Annotated in this window: 13 protein-coding genes and 3 rRNA genes; 6 read left to right on the top strand and 10 right to left on the bottom strand. The window is 64.1% G+C overall.

Features of this window, described 5'->3' with window-relative positions:
- Positions 1–156: 156 nt before the first annotated feature.
- From ACQ1RG_RS07055 to ACQ1RG_RS07035, 5 genes are all read right to left on the bottom strand, one after another.
- Positions 157–390 carry a helix-turn-helix domain-containing protein gene (locus ACQ1RG_RS07055; protein WP_009381343.1) on the bottom strand — a complete coding sequence of 78 codons (234 nt, stop codon included), beginning with the start codon at positions 388–390 and terminating at the stop codon, positions 157–159.
- Between the two features lie 81 nt (positions 391–471).
- A complete protein-coding gene (locus tag ACQ1RG_RS07050; protein WP_009381344.1) occupies positions 472–1,005 on the bottom strand; it encodes a GNAT family N-acetyltransferase in 534 nt (177 codons plus the stop codon).
- A gap of 266 nt (positions 1,006–1,271) precedes the next feature.
- Positions 1,272–1,391: ribosomal RNA gene (rrf, locus tag ACQ1RG_RS07045) — 5S ribosomal RNA — on the bottom strand.
- A gap of 136 nt (positions 1,392–1,527) precedes the next feature.
- Positions 1,528–4,632 (bottom strand): 23S ribosomal RNA (locus ACQ1RG_RS07040).
- 388 nt (positions 4,633–5,020) lie between these two features.
- Positions 5,021–6,546: ribosomal RNA gene (locus tag ACQ1RG_RS07035) — 16S ribosomal RNA — on the bottom strand.
- Together the 16S, 23S and 5S rRNA genes form the textbook arrangement of a ribosomal RNA operon.
- A gap of 559 nt (positions 6,547–7,105) precedes the next feature.
- Here ACQ1RG_RS07035 and ACQ1RG_RS07030 point away from each other — a divergent pair.
- The gene (locus ACQ1RG_RS07030; RefSeq protein WP_009380228.1) at positions 7,106–8,107 is read left to right on the top strand and encodes an epimerase; all 1,002 of its coding nucleotides are present in this window, start codon (positions 7,106–7,108) and stop codon (positions 8,105–8,107) included.
- 89 nt (positions 8,108–8,196) lie between these two features.
- Here the strand turns inward: ACQ1RG_RS07030 and ACQ1RG_RS07025 are convergent, their stop codons facing one another.
- Entirely contained in the window at positions 8,197–8,709 is a 513-nt protein-coding gene (locus ACQ1RG_RS07025; protein WP_009380229.1) for a MarR family winged helix-turn-helix transcriptional regulator, read from the bottom strand.
- A 190-nt stretch (positions 8,710–8,899) separates the two neighbouring features.
- On the opposite strand from ACQ1RG_RS07025, the gene ACQ1RG_RS07020 reads away from it, so the two are divergent.
- Entirely contained in the window at positions 8,900–9,538 is a 639-nt protein-coding gene (locus ACQ1RG_RS07020) for a hypothetical protein (RefSeq protein ID WP_009380230.1), read from the top strand.
- Here the strand turns inward: ACQ1RG_RS07020 and ACQ1RG_RS07015 are convergent.
- Positions 9,478–10,056, bottom strand: a complete 579-nt coding sequence (locus ACQ1RG_RS07015) for a DUF2867 domain-containing protein (RefSeq protein WP_009380232.1) — start codon at positions 10,054–10,056, stop codon at positions 9,478–9,480. The genes ACQ1RG_RS07020 and ACQ1RG_RS07015 overlap by 61 nt on opposite strands.
- 87 nt (positions 10,057–10,143) lie before the next feature.
- Between ACQ1RG_RS07015 and ACQ1RG_RS07010 the strand changes: the two genes are divergently transcribed.
- Positions 10,144–10,707 carry a TetR/AcrR family transcriptional regulator gene (locus ACQ1RG_RS07010; RefSeq protein ID WP_009380234.1) on the top strand — a complete coding sequence of 188 codons (564 nt, stop codon included), beginning with the start codon at positions 10,144–10,146 and terminating at the stop codon, positions 10,705–10,707.
- A gap of 68 nt (positions 10,708–10,775) precedes the next feature.
- Here ACQ1RG_RS07010 and ACQ1RG_RS07005 read toward each other — a convergent pair whose 3' ends face one another.
- A complete protein-coding gene (locus tag ACQ1RG_RS07005) occupies positions 10,776–11,687 on the bottom strand; it encodes a rhodanese-related sulfurtransferase (RefSeq protein WP_009380236.1) in 912 nt (303 codons plus the stop codon).
- 181 nt (positions 11,688–11,868) lie between these two features.
- Here ACQ1RG_RS07005 and purL point away from each other — a divergent pair, with 181 nt between their 5' ends.
- Entirely contained in the window at positions 11,869–14,235 is a 2,367-nt protein-coding gene (gene purL / locus ACQ1RG_RS07000) for a phosphoribosylformylglycinamidine synthase subunit PurL (protein WP_009380238.1), read from the top strand.
- Between the two features lie 132 nt (positions 14,236–14,367).
- On the opposite strand, the gene ACQ1RG_RS06995 is transcribed toward purL, so the two are convergent.
- The gene (locus tag ACQ1RG_RS06995) at positions 14,368–14,742 is read right to left on the bottom strand and encodes a hypothetical protein (protein WP_009380240.1); all 375 of its coding nucleotides are present in this window, start codon (positions 14,740–14,742) and stop codon (positions 14,368–14,370) included.
- Positions 14,743–15,050: 308 nt separating this feature from the next.
- Here ACQ1RG_RS06995 and ACQ1RG_RS06990 point away from each other — a divergent pair, with 308 nt between their 5' ends.
- Entirely contained in the window at positions 15,051–15,380 is a 330-nt protein-coding gene (locus ACQ1RG_RS06990) for a hypothetical protein (protein WP_167560106.1), read from the top strand.
- A 32-nt stretch (positions 15,381–15,412) separates the two neighbouring features.
- Here the strand turns inward: ACQ1RG_RS06990 and ACQ1RG_RS06985 are convergent, their stop codons facing one another.
- On the bottom strand, positions 15,413–16,711 hold the full coding sequence (locus ACQ1RG_RS06985; RefSeq protein WP_430600772.1) for a hypothetical protein: 1,299 nt from the start codon (positions 16,709–16,711) through the stop codon (positions 15,413–15,415).
- 211 nt (positions 16,712–16,922) lie between these two features.
- Between ACQ1RG_RS06985 and ACQ1RG_RS06980 the strand changes: the two genes are divergently transcribed.
- The gene (locus tag ACQ1RG_RS06980) at positions 16,923–18,152 is read left to right on the top strand and encodes a cobalamin-independent methionine synthase II family protein (RefSeq protein ID WP_167560110.1); all 1,230 of its coding nucleotides are present in this window, start codon (positions 16,923–16,925) and stop codon (positions 18,150–18,152) included.
- The last annotated feature ends 8 nt before the right edge of the window (positions 18,153–18,160 follow it).

The raw sequence follows: 18,160 nt of genomic DNA, 5'->3' as shown, positions 1-18,160 counted from the left end.
AAAGTCGTCGAGATCTGAGTTCGCGCGAAGTGGAAGCAGGCGGTGCCGACGGGCATTGGTGCGCCGTCGACATCGAGGTCCACGGAGACCTCGGTGCTCACCGCCTGATCCGCTCCGGCAGCGTCTCAGCGGACCGCCATCGGCCGACATCCGTGCTCAGGGGGTCGAATGCGCCCGCAACGTGGTCGAGTTGCCCGAGGCGTGCATGACTGACATGACGGCCCCGATCGAGACGCCAGCTTCTCCCCGTTCGGTCTTCTGCAATGTCGATCTCGAGATGCCGGCACGCTCGGCGAGCTCCTCGGATTTGAGAGTCTGCATGAGGCGCCATCGTCGAATCGATCCGCCGATGTCGACGAGGCGTCGAGAGACGGACCGTGTGACGTCCATGTCGCCTCCTCTTGTCGCTGATCGCAGGCATAAACGGTTCTACTGGTTAAAACACGCGCCATTAACTGTTTACGACAGGCTTCAGAGCTTGGAGAACGGCTCCGCATAGCGAAAGGCGCCACGCTGGCCGGAATACGAAGAGAGGGCTCGCGCCTGGAAGTAGTCGCCCCAGCTGGGATCGGGGCCGGTGATGTCCATCGCCGCGGCCGGCGCGAAACCGAAGCGGGTGTAGAACGCAGGGTCACCGAGGAGGCCGGCGACGGTCTCCCCCATCGCGTCCGCGGCGCCGAGCGCGAAGTGCATGAGCGCCGAGCCGACACCTCTGCCGTGCATCTCCGGCACAACGCTGACAGGGCCGATGCCGATCGCCGGCGATGATCCGATATGGGCTCGAGTGGCCACGAGGTGGCCGACGACGGTGTCGTCGACGACGGCGACCACGGAGAGCTCGGGGATCCAGCTCTCGTCTTCTCTCAGCCATTCGATGAGTGTGACCTCGCCGGGATCGCCTCCGGGAGTGACAGGAGGGGCACTGTGCGCGGCGGCAGCGAACGCTGCAGCGGTCACCGATCGGATCGCAGGAATGTCGGCCTCGGTCTCGCGGCGAATGATCATGACCCGACAGTACCCCGAATTCCCCGGCAATGTCGTGGTCTTCCTCAGCAGCCTCGTGGACGCGCGGGCCGAGCGAATCAGCCGGCGCAGCGCAGTGATCGTGAATGCAGAAAAGGGGCGACCCACTTGGGTCGCCCCCCACCACTCATTCGCAGGCGTCCACTCCCGTGAAGGCACGCATCTGCCTGTCCCCCACGAATCGGATCTGCCTGTGAATGAAAAAGTGGGGGCACCCCTTCGAAAAGGAGTGCCCCCACCAACAATTATTGCGGCAGTCACTTACTCTCCCACAACCACCAAGTTGCAGTACCATCAGCATGACATGGGCTTAGCTACCGGGATCGGAACGGTTAACCGGGCGTTTCCCCACCACTATCACCACCGCAAAACCATCAGACAACCACCACACACGAGAGTGTGTGGTAGTGGTCCAAGAACCGTACAGCGAACGCGAGCACCACAACAGGCGACTTCAATCAAAAAACCCATCAATACCTTCACGCACACACCAACCCTCTTGGGTTGTGTGAGTGATCGGCGTATTAGTACCAGTCAACTCCACACCTCACAGTGCTTCCATACCCGGCCTATCAACCCAGTGTTCTCCTGGGCACCTCCCCCCACAAAGGGATGGAAATCTCATCTCGGAGCAGGCTTCCCGCTTAGATGCTTTCAGCGGTTATCCTTCCCGAACGTAGCCAACCAGCCATGCACCTGGCGGTACAACTGGCACACCAGAGGTTCGTCCGTCCCGGTCCTCTCGTACTAAGGACAGCCCTCCACAAATTTCCTACGCACGCAGCGGATAGGGACCGAACTGTCTCACGACGTTCTAAACCCAGCTCGCGTACCGCTTTAATGGGCGAACAGCCCAACCCTTGGGACCGACTCCAGCCCCAGGATGCGACGAGCCGACATCGAGGTGCCAAACCATGCCGTCGATATGGACTCTTGGGCAAGATCAGCCTGTTATCCCCGAGGTACCTTTTATCCGTTGAGCGACCACGCTTCCACAAGCCATGGCCGGGTCACTAGTCCCAGCTTTCGCTCCTGCTCGACACGTCCGTCTCACAGTCAAGCTCCCTTGTGCACTTACACTCGACACCTGATTGCCAACCAGGCTGAGGGAACCTTTGGGCGCCTCCGTTACTCTTTAGGAGGCAACCGCCCCAGTTAAACTACCCATCAGGCACTGTCCCTGAACCCGATCAGGGTCCGAAGTTAAGGAATCCAGAATGGTCAGAGTGGTATTTCACTTGCCGACTCCACCCGATCTGGCGACCAGGCTTCAACATCTCCCACCTATCCTACACAAACCACACCGAAGCCCAATACCAAACTATAGTGAAGGTCTCGGGGTCTTTCCGTCCTGCTGCGCGTAACGAGCATCTTTACTCGTAATGCAATTTCGCCGAGTTCGTGGTTGAGACAGCAGAGAAGTCGTTACGCCATTCGTGCAGGTCGGAACTTACCCGACAAGGAATTTCGCTACCTTAGGATGGTTATAGTTACCACCGCCGTTTACTGGGGCTTAAATTCTCCGCTTCACCCCAAAGGGTTAACGGGTCCTCTTAACCTTCCAGCACCGGGCAGGCGTCAGTCCGTATACATCGACTTACATCTTCGCACGGACCTGTGTTTTTAATAAACAGTCGCTTCTCTCTGGCCTCTGCGACCACCACCAGCTCCCAACCGCAAGGGTCGTTCACCAGGATGGCCCCCCTTCTCCCGAAGTTACGGGGGCATTTTGCCGAGTTCCTTAACCACGATTCTCTCGATCACCTTAGTATTCTCTACCTGACCACCTGTGTCGGTTATAGGGTACGGGCAACACACACCCTCACGTCGATGCTTTTCTCGGCAGCAGAGGATCACCAGATCACCCCACCACTGTGGGGCGCCCATCAGCTCTCACACTTGCGTGGGGACGGATTTGCCTACCCCCACATGCTACGACCTTAGACCACGACTACCATCGCGTGGCCTGGCTACCTTTCTGCGTCACACCTCACGCTTACCGACTCCACACTCAGGTCCTCACCAGACCACCAACCAGACATCCGAAGACGCCACGGGTGGACCGGGGAGTTAGTCTCATGTGTTTTGGTATTGTCGGTTGTGTGTCGGTACCAGAATATCAACTGGTTGTCCATCGACTACGCCTGTCGGCCTCGCCTTAGGTCCCGACTTACCCAGGGCGGATTAGCCTAGCCCTGGAACCCTTGGTCATCCGGTGGACGGGTTTCTCACCCGTCTTTCGCTACTCATGCCTGCATTCTCACTCGTGACGCCTCCACCACTCGTTCACACGGCGACTTCACTGGCGACACGACGCTCCCCTACCCAACACCACACCATTACAGTATCGTGATGCTGCCACAACTTCGGCGGTGTACTTAGCCCCGCTACATTATCGGCGCTCAATCACTTGACCAGTGAGCTATTACGCACTCTTTCAAGGGTGGCTGCTTCTAAGCCAACCTCCTGGTTGTCTTCGCAACTGAACATCCTTTCCCACTCAGCACACGCTTAGGGGCCTTAGTTGATGGTCTGGGCTGTTTCCCTCTCGACAATGAAGCTTATCCCCCACTGTCTCACTGCCACGCTGAACCTTACCGGCATTCGGAGTTTAGTTGACGTCAGTAACCCGGTGGGGCCCATCAGCCATCCAGTAGCTCTACCTCCGGCAAGAACCACGCAACGCTGCACCTAAATGCATTTCGGGGAGAACCAGCTATCACAGAGTTTGATTGGCCTTTCACCCCTAACCACAGGTCATCCCCTCCATTTTCAACTGAAGTGGGTGCGGGCCTCCACAACATCTTACTGCTGCTTCACCCTGCCCATGGCTAGATCACTCCGCTTCGGGTCTAGGACACGCGACTGACTCGCCCTATTCGGACTCGCTTTCGCTACGGCTACCCCACACGGGTTAACCTCGCCACGCACCGCTAACTCGCAGGCTCATTCTTCAAAAGGCACGCCATCACACCAACACGGGTGCTCTGACGGATTGTAAGCACATGGTTTCAGGTACTCTTTCACTCCCCTCCCGGGGTACTTTTCACCATTCCCTCACGGTACTGATCCGCTATCGGTCATCAGGAAGTATTTAGCCTTACCAGGTGGTCCTGGCAGATTCACACGGAATTCCACGAGTTCCGTGCTACTCGGGAGAGTGTGTAACACCGGGGCCACGCGTTTCGTCTACGGGACTCTCACCCACTCCGGTACTGTTTCCCACCAGCTTCGACTACACGCAGCACTCATCAGCGTCTCGGTCATGCTGAACCGAACACACACACCCCACAACACCATGTACGCAACACCAGCACGCTTGACACGCACACGGTTTAGGCTCATCCAGTTTCGCTCGCCACTACTCCCGGAATCATTCTTATTTTCTCTTCCTACGGGTACTGAGATGTTTCACTTCCCCGCGTTCCCTCCACACACCCTATATATTCAGGTGCGGGTCACCGCACTCGCATGCGGCGGGGTTCCCCCATTCGGACATCCTCGGATCACAGCCCGTTTATCGGCTCCCCGAGGCTTATCGCAGATTTCCACGTCCTTCATCGGCTCCTGATGCCAAGGCATCCACCATGCGCTCTTACACACTCACACCCACCCCTAGAGGTTGGTATCAGTGTGCGCGAAAATATCACACTAAGATTTTTTGACTCAAAGAAAATCACACTACACACCAGCCAGCCGGCTGGTGCTTGATGCTCGCGTCCACTATACGATTCTCAAACCACTACCAATCACCACCCCAGCCAGCACCAGCACTGCTGCTGCCTCTGGGTTGGGTCGGTGCCTGTTGAAACCACTTGTGGTTCCAGGACCCAACAGCGTGTTCGTCCTATCCCGACCATCACCCCCACACAGTCACGGCACGAACCGAACCACACGGAAAGGATGAGCGGAAAGTGTGTGATGTTCCACCCTTGAGCAACCCACCCGAACCACACATGGGTTCTGTTGGTGGGCACCATACTGGTGTGCTCCTTAGAAAGGAGGTGATCCAGCCGCACCTTCCGGTACGGCTACCTTGTTACGACTTAGTCCCAATCACCAGTCCCACCTTAGACGGCCCCCTCCTTACGGTTAGGCCACCGGCTTCGGGTGTTACCGACTTTCGTGACTTGACGGGCGGTGTGTACAAGGCCCGGGAACGTATTCACCGCAGCGTTGCTGATCTGCGATTACTAGCGACTCCGACTTCACGTAGTCGAATTGCAGACTACGATCCGAACTGAGACTGGCTTTAAGGGATTCGCTTGCCCTCACGGGTTCGCCTCTCTCTGTACCAGCCATTGTAGCATGCGTGAAGCCCAAGACATAAAGGGCATGATGATTTGACGTCATCCCCACCTTCCTCCGAGTTGACCCCGGCAGTCTCCTATGAGTTCCCACCATCACGTGCTGGCAACATAGAACGAGGGTTGCGCTCGTTGCGGGACTTAACCCAACATCTCACGACACGAGCTGACGACAACCATGCACCACCTGTACACCAGCTTCAAAGAAGAAGACCTGTTTCCAGGACGGTCCGGTGTATGTCAAGCCTTGGTAAGGTTCTTCGCGTTGCATCGAATTAATCCGCATGCTCCGCCGCTTGTGCGGGCCCCCGTCAATTCCTTTGAGTTTTAGCCTTGCGACCGTACTCCCCAGGCGGGGCACTTAATGCGTTAGCTACGGCGCGGAGAACGTGGAATGCCCCCCACACCTAGTGCCCAACGTTTACGGCATGGACTACCAGGGTATCTAATCCTGTTCGCTCCCCATGCTTTCGCTCCTCAGTGTCAGTTACAGCCCAGAGTCCCGCCTTCGCCACCGGTGTTCCTCCTGATATCTGCGCATTTCACCGCTACACCAGGAATTCCAGACTCCCCTACTGCACTCTAGTCAGCCCGTACCCACTGCACGCGCAACGTTAAGCGTTGCGTTTCCACAGCAGACGTGACCAACCACCTACGAGCTCTTTACGCCCAATAATTCCGGACAACGCTCGTACCCTACGTATTACCGCGGCTGCTGGCACGTAGTTAGCCGGTACTTCTTCTGCAGGTACCGTCACTTGCGCTTCTTCCCTGCTGAAAGCGGTTTACAACCCGAAGGCCGTCATCCCGCACGCTGCGTCGCTGCATCAGGGTTTCCCCCATTGTGCAATATTCCCCACTGCTGCCTCCCGTAGGAGTCTGGGCCGTGTCTCAGTCCCAGTGTGGCCGGTCGCCCTCTCAGGCCGGCTACCCGTCGTCGTCTTGGTGAGCCATTACCTCACCAACAAACTGATAGGCCGCGAGCCCATCCCCAACCGAAAAAACTTTCCACCACCAGACATGCGTCCGACAGTCGTATCCGGTATTAGACCCAGTTTCCCGGGCTTATCCCGAAGTCAGGGGCAGGTTACTCACGTGTTACTCACCCGTTCGCCACTCATCCACCCGGTGCAAGCACCAGGCTTCAGCGTTCGACTTGCATGTGTTAAGCACGCAGCCAGCGTTCGTCCTGAGCCAGGATCAAACTCTCCATAAAAAATTTACTTCTAGTGATCCCGGCAAGACAGTCACCCATCCACGGGGGTGGACGGTGACCCCACCATGAACCGAAACAGTCCATGGGTTTTTGGTTGTCTTACCAGAAAAAATTTCTGGCATCACATTGTTCAAACAAACACGCTATTGGATTCTCAAACCACAAACACACACCCACACCACACACGAATATTCGCGTGCTCGCTGGGGGCATCCACAGGATTGCGTCCGCCCGATCCACACACCCGGACTGTCCTGGCCAAACTTGTGTTTGCGCTGGTGACACCCGGTGGAAACACCGCGTTGTTGTGGTGTTCCCGGTGAGGCGAACGAGATATAACTCTAGACCACCAGAACACCCCCACGCAACCCCGAAACCACACCAGGCAGGGTGACAACCACCACATGACCCACGCCACCCGAATCGGGCCGCGCCAGCCGCCTCGAATCGAGCACTGCAACCCAGGACCAGGACCATCAGCGAGCCGCGCGCTGAGACGCAGCGTTTCGCCAGAAGCCGGCACCCGAGAGTCCGATGCTCGCCACGCTACGGTGACCTCATGAGCGAGCCTGCCGCATCTCCCGTCCACTCCCCCACCGCCGTCATCGCCGGCGCCTCAGGATTCATCGGCCGCTCACTCATCGGCCCGCTCGAGGAGTGGGGCTACCGGGTGCGCACGATCGGTCGCGGTAGCTCTGCCGATACCGGATGGGATGACCCGGACGGCATCAGAGTCACAGTCGACGGCGCCGATCTCCTCATCAACCTCGCCGGCCGAAGCGTCGGATGCCGCTACACCGACCGTAATCGGCAAGAGATCTGGGATTCCCGCATCCTCACGACCCGGGCACTCCACGACGCGGTGAGCTCCGCCTCGGCGCCGCCGCGGCTGTGGATCAACGCGAGCACGGCGACGATCTACCGTCACGCGATCGACCGCCCGCAGACCGAATCGACCGGAGACATCGGGGAGGGATTCTCCGTCGACGTCGCCACCGGCTGGGAAGCGGAGTTCTTCCGCGGCAAACTGCCGCGCACTCGCCGCGTGGCCGCCCGGATGGCGATCGTCCTCGGTGATGGTGCGGCCCTGAGCATGCTCGCGACGGCCGCTCGCTTCGGCGCAGGCGGTCGCCAGCTCGAGGGACGGTGGTTCGGTCATCGGCGTTACCGTGGAATAGGACCGCACGCCTCCGGACCGACCGTGTGGCGGGGGCACGAGCCGACTCACGGCCGTCAGCGCTTCAGCTGGATCCACATCGACGACCTCGTCGCCGCGATACGCTTCATCGACACGCATCCGGAGATCTCGGGGCCGGTCAATCTCTCCAGCCCGGGAGTCTCGGACAACGCCGCACTCATGGCCGCCCTGCGCAGCGCGGTGCGGATGCCGATCGGGATCCCCGCGCCGAGGTGGCTCCTCGAGACCGGCATGGCGGTCCTCCGGCAGGAGTCGGAGCTCGTCCTCAAGAGCCGGTGGGTCCTGCCGGAGAGGCTCGAAGCCGCCGGCTTCGACTTCCGCTGGACCGACGTCAGCGCGGCGGTGAGGAGTCTCCTGCGCTGACGAAGAGGTGAGACGGTGGCGGAGTGAGGCGACACCCGAAGCGCGACGGTTGGTGTCCGGCATCGAGCGCCTGGGTCGTCCGCCCGCAGTCAGGCCTGCTCGTCTGCGCTCTCTGTCGCATTCGGCTCCGCTGACCGAGCACCCCATTCGGATGAGTCACTGCCGAGGATCTCGCCAAGCGTCACACGCACCTGCGCAACCGCCTCGGCGCCGATGCGCTCATCAAGCCACGCGTCGAAGCGGGTGATCACCGCCTCGGCGATCTCGACTCCCTCCCAACCGGATGCGGTCAGCCGCACGAGCCGTGCCCTGCCGTCGCTCGGGTCGGGCACGACCTCGACGTAGCCGAGCCTCTCGAGGTGACGGACCTGCTCCCCCATCGCCTGCTTCGTCATCTTCGTCCGCTTCGCGAGCTCCGACGCCCTCGTCCCCTCGGGATCGATGACGAGGAACAGCGGCGCGTGCGCGGACCGGATCCCCGCCAGTCCCGCATGAGCGAGGGCATCGTCGAGGCCGCCGAGGAGGTGCTGCGCCGTCGACGAGAGCAGGGAACCGAGCGGCAGCGGTCGCTCCCGCAGAGGATTGGTAAAGTCCTTGACCATTTCTCCCCAGCCTCCTATCCTGAAATCAGTCAACCACCTTACCATTCGGGCGGCGGCCGTGAGGGCGCGGGGAGTGCGTCAGGACGGGCATCGGAGCCACAGCAGGCGTCACAGGCCGAGACGTGGGGCGGGCAGCAATCACCATGACCACCGCCGCGGACCACGGCGGTTCAGGAGCACAGGAGTGAACATGGAGTACATGGACAGGTACCGCCTGGCAGGCGGTCTCATCTGGACGGCACTCGGCGTCATCGTCGCCGGCATCGGCGTGCTGCAGGGCGTGACGGTCGGTCCAATCGTCACGGCCCTCACCGCACTCACCGTCATCGCGGGCGTGGCAGCTCTGACCCGCAGTCGGTGGGCACGGTGGCTGACCGGCCGTCTCCTCGGCGCGGTCGTCGGGATCGAACTGCTGCTCTCGGTCGCCGATCGCTTCGGACTCCTCGGAGCGCCCGGCGCTCCCGGAGTCTCATGGGGATCGTGGCCGGAGTTCCTCGCCTATGTCGGGGTGCTGCTGCCGTGGGCGCCGAGTCCGCTCGCCGCCGTCGCCGGGGTGATCGCGACGGTCGCCGAGGCGGCACTCGGCACCCTGCTCATCGTCGGTCCGCTGTGGCGCTGGGTCGGCAAACTCGCGGCCGGCCTGCTCCTCTGCTTCCTCATCGCGATGCTGCCGACCGTCGGCTTCGCCGAGGTCGTCCGCTACGGTGTCGTCCTCCAGATCGGCGCCGTCCTCATCGTCTCGGCGCGCGGGTCCTGGCCGAGGCGGGATCACCGCGCCGAGGCGGACGCCTCCCAGCGCCGCCCGATCGACCGGAGCAGGGCCGGGTAGACGAAGAGCAGCCTCAAGGGCTTGATCGCCGTCATGTAGAACGCGCCGAGTCGGCCGTTGGGGCGGACGAGCACGGTCATCCGGCAGACATAGCGGCCGGCGTCGCCGGGCAGCCAGCCCAGGTGCATCGCCGTGTGGACGGTGCGGTTCGCCAGCTCGGCCGCGAACTCGTCCTCGGTCTCAAAGACCAGCGTGAAGGGGTCCACTCGGACGTCCGCGTCGGGTCGGAGGTCGTCGGGCAGCCGCTGCCGCAGAGACGGCACGCGTTCGTCGAGTCCGCCACCGACGTCGTCCCACCCGAGCAGCGCGCCGATCTTCCACCGGGCTGCCCAGAGGACGCGGACGACGGCCGGCGCCTCATCGGGGAACGCGCTGCCGAAGATTGCGTCGACGACCCGGGGCAGCTCGTCGCGGTCTCCGCGGATCGGCAGCTCCCAGACGTCTTCGACCGTGAAGTCGGGAGCGATCTCGTGCATGCGCCAGTGCCTGGAGGTGTAGGCGCTCCGGGGCAGTCTCATGGTCACCTCGATATATACGTCAGCGTATAGAAGCACGCTACCACGGTCTATGCGCTACCGTATAGATCTGAAGTGAGAGAGGTGACCATGGCCCATCCACGAACTCCCCGGCGCGCCTGGATCGACGAGGGCCTGCGGGCACTCGCCGTCGGCGGTCCGGAGGCGGTGAGAGTCGAGGCTCTCGCGCAGTCCCTCGGCGTCACCAAGGGCGGCTTCTACGGCTATTTCGCCGATCGGTCGGCGCTGCTGACGGAGATGCTCGACGTGTGGGAGCACGAGGTGACCGACCGCATCGTCGACCGGACCGAGCAGAGCGCCGGAGACGACCCTCGCGAGCGGCTGCGGCGTCTCGTCGACGTCGTCGACGAGGCAGACGACCGACCTGCCACCGGTGTCGACGTCGAGCTCGCGATCCGCCACTGGGGTCTCCGGGATCCGGATGTGGCACGCCGATTGCGCCGAGTCGATGAGAAGCACCTCGGTTACCTCCGGGAGCTCGTCGGCGAGATCTGCGCCGATCCAGTCGAGGTCGAGGCCCGGTGCGTGATCGCGATGTCGACCCGCCTCGGCGATCACCTCATGCCCGCGATCGCGGAGAGCCGCTCTGCCTACGCGGCCCGCGAGCACATCCTCGACCGACTCCTCGCCTGACGTCCGACGCCGGCTCCTCACGTGACGGCGACGATCGGGCGTTGTCGACCCTCGGTCGACGACGGGATTCAGCCGGCGGCCGCCTCGGCGAGGGCGGGATCCTCGGCACAGTCCGTGCACTCGGGCTGGAGCCCGGCAGCCGTGCACTCCGCGCACCGGAGGTACTGCTTCCGACATTCGAGGTTCGCGCAGTTGACGAATTCGGGAGTCCGCGTCCCGCACTCGACGCAGTGGCCGATCGACTCGGCACCCTCACCGAATTCGACGTGCATGCGCTTGTCGAAGACGTAGAGCGAACCGTCCCAGTAGCCGGTGTTGCCGAAGGTCTCGCCGTAGCGGACGATGCCGCCCTCGAGCTGATAGACCTCATCGAAGCCGCGGTTCTTCATGAGCACGGACAGCACCTCGCAGCGGATGCCGCCGGTGCAGTACGTGACCACGGGCTTGTCCTTGAGGTCGTCGTATTTGCCGGATTCGATCTCGGCGATGAAGTCGCGGGTGGTCTCGGTGTCGGGGACGATCGCATCGCGGAACTTCCCGATCTGCGCCTCCATCGCGTTGCGCCCGTCGAAGAAGACGACCTCATCGCCGCGTTCGTCGAGGAGCTTGTGCAGCGCTCCCGGCCCCAGGTGGACTCCCCCGCCCTGCACGCCGTCGGTCGTCACCGTGATCTCGTCCGTGGTGCCGAAGGTGACGAGTTCGGGGCGGACCTTCACACTCAGACGCGGGAAGTCATCGCCCTGTCCGTTCGACCATTTGATGTCGGCCTTCCGGAACGGTTCGTAGGACTTCGTCGCCCGCACGTAGGCCTTGACCTCGTCGATGTCACCGCCGAGAGTCGCGTTGATCCCATCCTTCGACACGATGACCCGCCCTTTGAGCCCGAGGCTCTGCGCGAGCGTGTGCTGCCACAGCCTGACCGCTTCAGGGTCGGGCAGTGGGGTGAAGACGTAGAAGAGCACGATCTTGGGAGTTGCCATGGCTCCCAGTCTAATTTGCGGACAGTTCGTCCGGCGAGGCGGAGCCCGATCGCCCTCGCCGAGGCGGTTGCCCCGTCCTCGCCGAGGCGGGCTGTCCCAGGGGCGAGGGCGCGCGGCGTTGCCCTGCCCGGATAAGATGGACGGCGAGCTCCGTGTCGTAGGAAAGGGCCACCCAGAGGACATGTCAGAAAACCTCATCTCCGCGAATTCCGAGTCTGCTCGCGCGGACGAGTCCCAGGAGGTCCCGGCGACCTCGAAGAAGGTCAGGGAGACGGTCGAGTTCGCCACCGCGAACCCCGACGTCGACCAGCCGTTCGCCGAACTCGGCCTCAAAGCCGACGAATACGCACGGATCAAGGAGATCCTCGGACGTCGCCCCACCTCGGCGGAGTTGGCGATGTACTCGGTCATGTGGTCCGAGCACTGCTCCTACAAGTCCTCCAAGGTCCACCTGTCGAAGTTCGGCGACTACGTCACCGACGAGATGAAGGAGCACCTCCTCGTCGGCATCGGCGAGAACGCCGGCGTCGTCGACATCGGCGACGGCTGGGCCGTGACCTTCAAGGTCGAGTCCCACAACCACCCGAGCTACGTCGAACCGCACCAGGGTGCTGCGACCGGCGTCGGCGGCATCGTCCGCGACATCATCTCGATGGGCGCCCGCCCCGTGGCTGTGATGGACCAGCTGCGCTTCGGCGCCATCGACCACCCCGACACCTCCCGCGTCGTCCACGGCGTCGTCTCCGGCATCAGCCAGTACGGCAACTCCCTCGGCCTGCCCAACATCGGTGGCGAGACGGTCTTCGACTCCGTCTATCAGGGCAACCCGCTCGTCAATGCGCTGGCGGTGGGCGTCATGCGCCATGAGGACATCCGGCTGGCGAACGCCTCGGGCAAGGGCAACAAGGTCGTCCTCTTCGGTGCCCGCACCGGCGGCGACGGCATCGGCGGGGCCTCGATCCTCGCCTCGGAGTCCTTCGACGACACGAAGCCCTCGAAGCGCCCGGCCGTCCAGGTCGGCGACCCCTTCGCGGAGAAGGTCCTCATCGAATGCTGCCTCGAGCTCTTCCGCGCCGGCGTCGTCGAGGGCATCCAGGACCTCGGTGCCGCGGGCATCAGCTGCGCGACCTCGGAGCTCGCCTCGAACGGCGACGGCGGCATGCACATCGCCCTCGACGACGTCCTGCTGCGTGATGACACGCTCACGCCCGAGGAGATCCTCATGTCCGAGTCGCAGGAGCGGATGATGGCCGTCGTCCGGCCCGACCGCCTCGACGAGTTCATGGCCATCGTCGACAAGTGGGACGTCGAGACCTCCGTCCTCGGCGAGGTCACCGACACCGGCCGCCTCATCATCGAATGGCATGGCGACGTCATCGTCGACGTGCCCCCGCGGTCGGTCGCCCACGACGGTCCCGTCTACCAGCGTCCGATGACCGAACCGTCATGGACCGCCGAGGTGGCCGCGAACTCCGTCGAGTCCGCAGGCCTTCCGCGACCGGAGACCGATGAGGAGCTCAAGGCGACGATGGTCGCCCTCGCGGGCTCGCCGAACCTCGCGTCGAAGGAGTGGATCACCACCCAGTACGACCGCTACGTCCAGGGCAATACCGCCCAGGCCTTCCCCGACGATGCCGGTGTCATCCGCGTCGATGAGGAGTCCGGTCTGGGCGTGGCGATCGCCACCGACGCCAACGGCCGCTACGGCTACCTCGACCCGGCCCGCGGTGCGCAGCTCGCCCTGGCCGAGGCGTACCGCAACGTCGCCACCGCCGGCGCCATCCCGCGGGCGGTCACCGACTGCCTCAACTTCGGCTCCCCGGAGGACCCGGAGATCATGTGGCAGTTCGCCGCCGCCGTCGAAGGCCTCGCCGAGGCGTGCCAGGACCTCGGCATCCCCGTCACCGGCGGCAACGTCTCCTTGTACAACCAGACCGGCGGCGTGGCCATCCACCCGACCCCGGTCGTCGGCGTCCTCGGCATCTTCGACGACGTCGCCCGCCGCACCCCGAGCGGCTGGAAGGAGCCGGGACAGACGATCTACCTGCTCGGCACCACGGAGGCCGAGCTCGACGGGTCGGCGTGGGCCGACGTCACGGCCGGCCACCTCGGCGGGGTTCCTCCGAAGTACCGGCCGGAGACCGAGCGCGAACTCGCGGAGATCCTCATCAACTCCTCGCGCGACGGGATGGTCGATGCCGCCCACGATCTCTCCGAGGGCGGCCTCTCGCAGGCCCTCGTCGAGTCGTGCCTGCGCTACGGCACGGGGGCGCGGATCTGGCTCGACGAGCTGTGCGAGCGCGACGGCATCGACGTCTTCACCGCCCTGTTCTCCGAGTCGACGGCGCGGGCGATCGTCGCCGTCCCGCGCTCGGAGGAGGTCCGGTTCAAGGACATGTGCACCGCCAGGAACTTCCCATTCATCCGCATCGGCATGACCGATACCGGGGACGGTTCGCCTCAGCTCGAGGTCGTCGACCACTTCTCCGTCGGTCTCGACGAACTGCGCAACGCCCACGCGGAGACCCTGCCGAAGCACTTCGGCTGAGCCGTCCGGCCGGACCGTACAGCGCAGAGCCCCGCCTCTCGACATCTCACTGTCGGGATGCGGGGCTCTTGCGTTGGGGGGGCTCTGTCGTCAGCGTTGGCGGGGATGTGCCTTCGGCGGGGATGGTTCTCGTCAGCTGAGGGGTCGGGCGTCTGTCGCCGCGTTCGGCGCCACCGGCCTGCGCCTGGCCAGGAGCAGGATGCCGAGGCTGTAGTACGCCGCACCCAGGCAACCGAAGACCACCGGCCACAGTGGGGCGATGTCGAGCAGGGAGGCGATCGCGACGACCACCGTGGCCAACAGCAGTCCGACGACGACCCAGCGGTGCCACGGCTGTCTCGGAGGGGCATCGTCGCTTCCGCGAACGATGAGGGCGATCGGCAGGGCTGCCATCGCGGCCGCGAGGATGAGCGCCGGCAGGCTCACCCAGAAGACTCCGATGCCGATGACCGCGGCGCCGAGCACGCCGCAGATCAGTCCGACGATGCGGTCTCGTTTCGGGTTCACACGATCAGCTCCTTCGGGGTGTCTCGTCGCTCGCCGTGGTGCTCACTACGCTAACGGTGCAGCACGTCGCAGACAAGGCAACGTCGCTGGTGGGAGCGCACAGCCGTCGAATACACCGATGTCGTTCGCGCCGAGGTCGGCAGTCGAGGTACCGGTGTGGTTGACGAGTCCATCCCGTCTGTGTTCACCTCGAAGGACCGGACGAGGACGGTGACTGCGGTCCGACCGATAAGACTCTGAGCACCCCGAACACCCCGAGCGCTCCGATGACCCTGAGCACCCCGATCTCGCAGAAACGAGAAGGCATCATGGCACGCGACGACAACCCGCAATCAACAAAGCCGAGCGGGAACCCCAGGCGGACGATCAGGTTCTTCCCTGACTACTGTCGAACTGTCCTCTGGGAGAACGGATCGGCCAACTACGCGCTCTACCCCGAGGACCTCGGACTGTCGGAGGCACTCAGCGCAGACATCGTTGCTTGGAACTCGTACTGGAACAGTCATTTCGACCCGTTCGACGGCTGGAAGTCCGAGGAAAGTCGACGGCGAAGCCAGACTGAAGGCGACGCGCTCATCGAGCGCCTGCGGGACGAGATCGGCAGCTTTGCCGACGTCGTCGACGACAGGTGGGCCTAAGACCTCGCCGCCGCGGTGCGGGTCGCCCCGTGTCAGTGCCGGGGGCGGTGCGGAGACTGCTGGTCTGAGGAGTTCGGCTGCTGACCTGCCGGGCCCGGCTGCTGATCCGACGGCCTCGGCTTCCACCGCTGTGGGTCCCCTGCCTGGCCAGGTCGACGGTCCGCCTGTTGCCTCGAGTCATCGGGCGCCCGGTACGGATCAGGCCCAGCGTTCGGCTGGGGCCGACTCGCCGGTCCACTGAAACCGCCGCCAGACGACTGCTGGCCGTATGGCGATTGACCTCCGTAGGCGGCCTGGCCATAGGGCTGCTGGCCGCCGTACGGCACCTGGCCGGGCTGCAACTGACCGGACGACTGCTGACCGTTCGCGTCGTGCCCGGGCCCCTGGCCGAGAGGACCCTGGCCCGGCGCCCCGCCCGGATACGGAGCCAGCGCTGTGCTCGACGCGCTGCGGCGCGGCCGTCCTTCGCCGAGCGTCGGTTGGGCGACGACGGGAGCCGCTCCGCCGCGGAGTCCGCCGAGGATGTGAAGGAGCCCGAGCGCACCGAAGACGAGAAGCAGCGCGATGATCGGGACGATGACGCCGCCCACCCAGTACGGCAGTCCGGGACGATCGAGCGTGGTGCTCGTCGCAGATTGGAGCAGCGCACTGATCACCGGAATGACCACACCGCAGCCGGCCGCAACGAGGAGCACCCACCAGCGCCGATTGCGCGCGATCGACCATCCGACGAGCCGGAGAGTGAGCGTGAAGGCGGAGAACACGGCGAAGACGACCGTGCTCACCCACAACCCCGCATTGAACTGGTAGGAGATCTCAGCGACGACCGCTACGAGGGCGAGCGGGACCGTCAGACCAAGGATCTCAGCGAAGACGAAGAGCCCTCCGCCGATCAACCGCCTCGCCCACGACGTGTTCCGGATGAGCGCGAACGCCGCCGCGGCGAGGAGCAACGAGAGGATTCCCGTGAATACCGTGACGAGCGAGTGGAGACGTCGTACCTCTTCGAAATCTGCACTCATGAGGATCGGCACGAGGAGAACCGCCGGGAGGAAGCCGATGAATATCCCTGCCCAGAGGAGGAACCGCGCAAGCCACCCCGTCGTGTTCGGGGCGATCACCGCAGCAGGCCGAGACCCCAAGGGACCCGCCTGCCCCAGGGCCGACGTGCGCGGGGGCTGCCCGCCCGCCTGTCCCCATCCCGCATCAGGACCGTCCTGGCGGAGGTGAGCGGGCACACCCGCGTTCCGCGGCGGCACGTTCCCGGGGCCGGTCCACTGATTCGGCCGGTTCCACTGGTCGGCCCTGCCATGCGGGTAAAGGTCGCTCATGCCCTCACTCTATGCGCTCGACCGGGGCGCGGAGGCGACTCCCTCGCCCCCTGCGACCGCAGATGACGACTCACACCCCTGCACGGACTCTCATGTGATTGCCTGAAGACGACCCGCCGACACCCTTCGGCGCCGGCGCCGGCCGCCGCCCGGCGACCACCGCGGCGACCACCTCGGCGAACGACATCCGAACGAGAGAAGGAGTACCTCCATGGCCACGATCCGCACCTCGCACGCAGGCTCACTGCCCCGCACCCCCGAACTTCTCGAGGCGAACAGGGCCAAACAGGCCCAGAACACTGCCCGCCTCGCCGGGGAGACCGTGACCGACGTCGACACCGAACGCTACGACGATCTGCTCACCGCGAGCGTCGTCGACCTCGTGGGGCGCCAGCGGGAACTGGGGATCTCACTCCCCAACGACGGCGAGTACGGTCATGCGATGGCTGCCGACTTCGACTACGGCGCGTGGTGGCACTACTCGTTCGCCCGCACCGACGGCCTCGAACTCGACGACGTCGACAAGTGGGAGGCCCCGGCGAAGCGCTCCGAGCCCGGCGCGATCCGCCTGACGAGCTTCGGCGACCGCCGCGACCGCAACCTCTTCGCCGGTGTCTACGGTGATGAGAGTTCCGGCACCGACACCGGCACCCAGCCCCAGTTCCCCAAGGCCACCGGACCGATCAGCTACATCGGCCACGCTCAGGTCGCCGCCGACATCGCGAACCTCAAGGCCGGCCTGTCGGCTGCCGGATACGACACTCGCGACGGCTACATCAATGCGCTCTCACCCGGCTCGGCGTCCCGCATCGCCAACGAGCACTACGCCACCGAGGAGGAGTTCATCTGGGCGTGGGCCGATGTCCTCCGGGAGGAGTACCTCGCCATCACCGAGGCGGGGCTGACCGTCCAGATCGACGACCCCTCGCTCGCGGAGAACTTCGACCAGATCAATCCCGAGCCGAGCTTCGACGACTATCGGGCCTTCACGCAGATCCGCATCGACGCCCTCAACCACGCCCTGCGCGGCATCGATCCCGCCCAGGTCCGGGTCCACACGTGCTGGGGCTCCTGGCACGGCCCGCATGTCACCGACCTGCCGTTCGCCGAGATCGTCGACCAGGTGCTCACGATCAACGCCGCCGGCATCACCTTCGAAGCCGCGAACGCCCGCCACGAGCACGAGTGGCGGATCTGGGAGGACACGACACTGCCCGAGGGCAAGTACCTCATCCCCGGCATCGTCTCGCATGCGACGAACGTCGTCGAGCATCCCGAGCTCGTCGCCGAACGCATCAGCCGCTTCGCGAAACTCGTCGGCCCCGACAACGTCGTCGCCTCGACCGACTGCGGCCTCGGCGGACGCGTCCACCCGGAGATCGCCGTCGCGAAGCTCAAGGCGCTCACCGAAGGCGCGGCACTCGCCTCGGCGCGACTCTGACACCGGTC

The sequence above is a fragment of the Brevibacterium sp. K72 genome (genome assembly GCF_050562175.1).
Lineage (GTDB): Bacteria > Actinomycetota > Actinomycetes > Actinomycetales > Brevibacteriaceae > Brevibacterium > Brevibacterium casei.
This window is presented reverse-complemented; position numbering and strand designations above follow the sequence as displayed.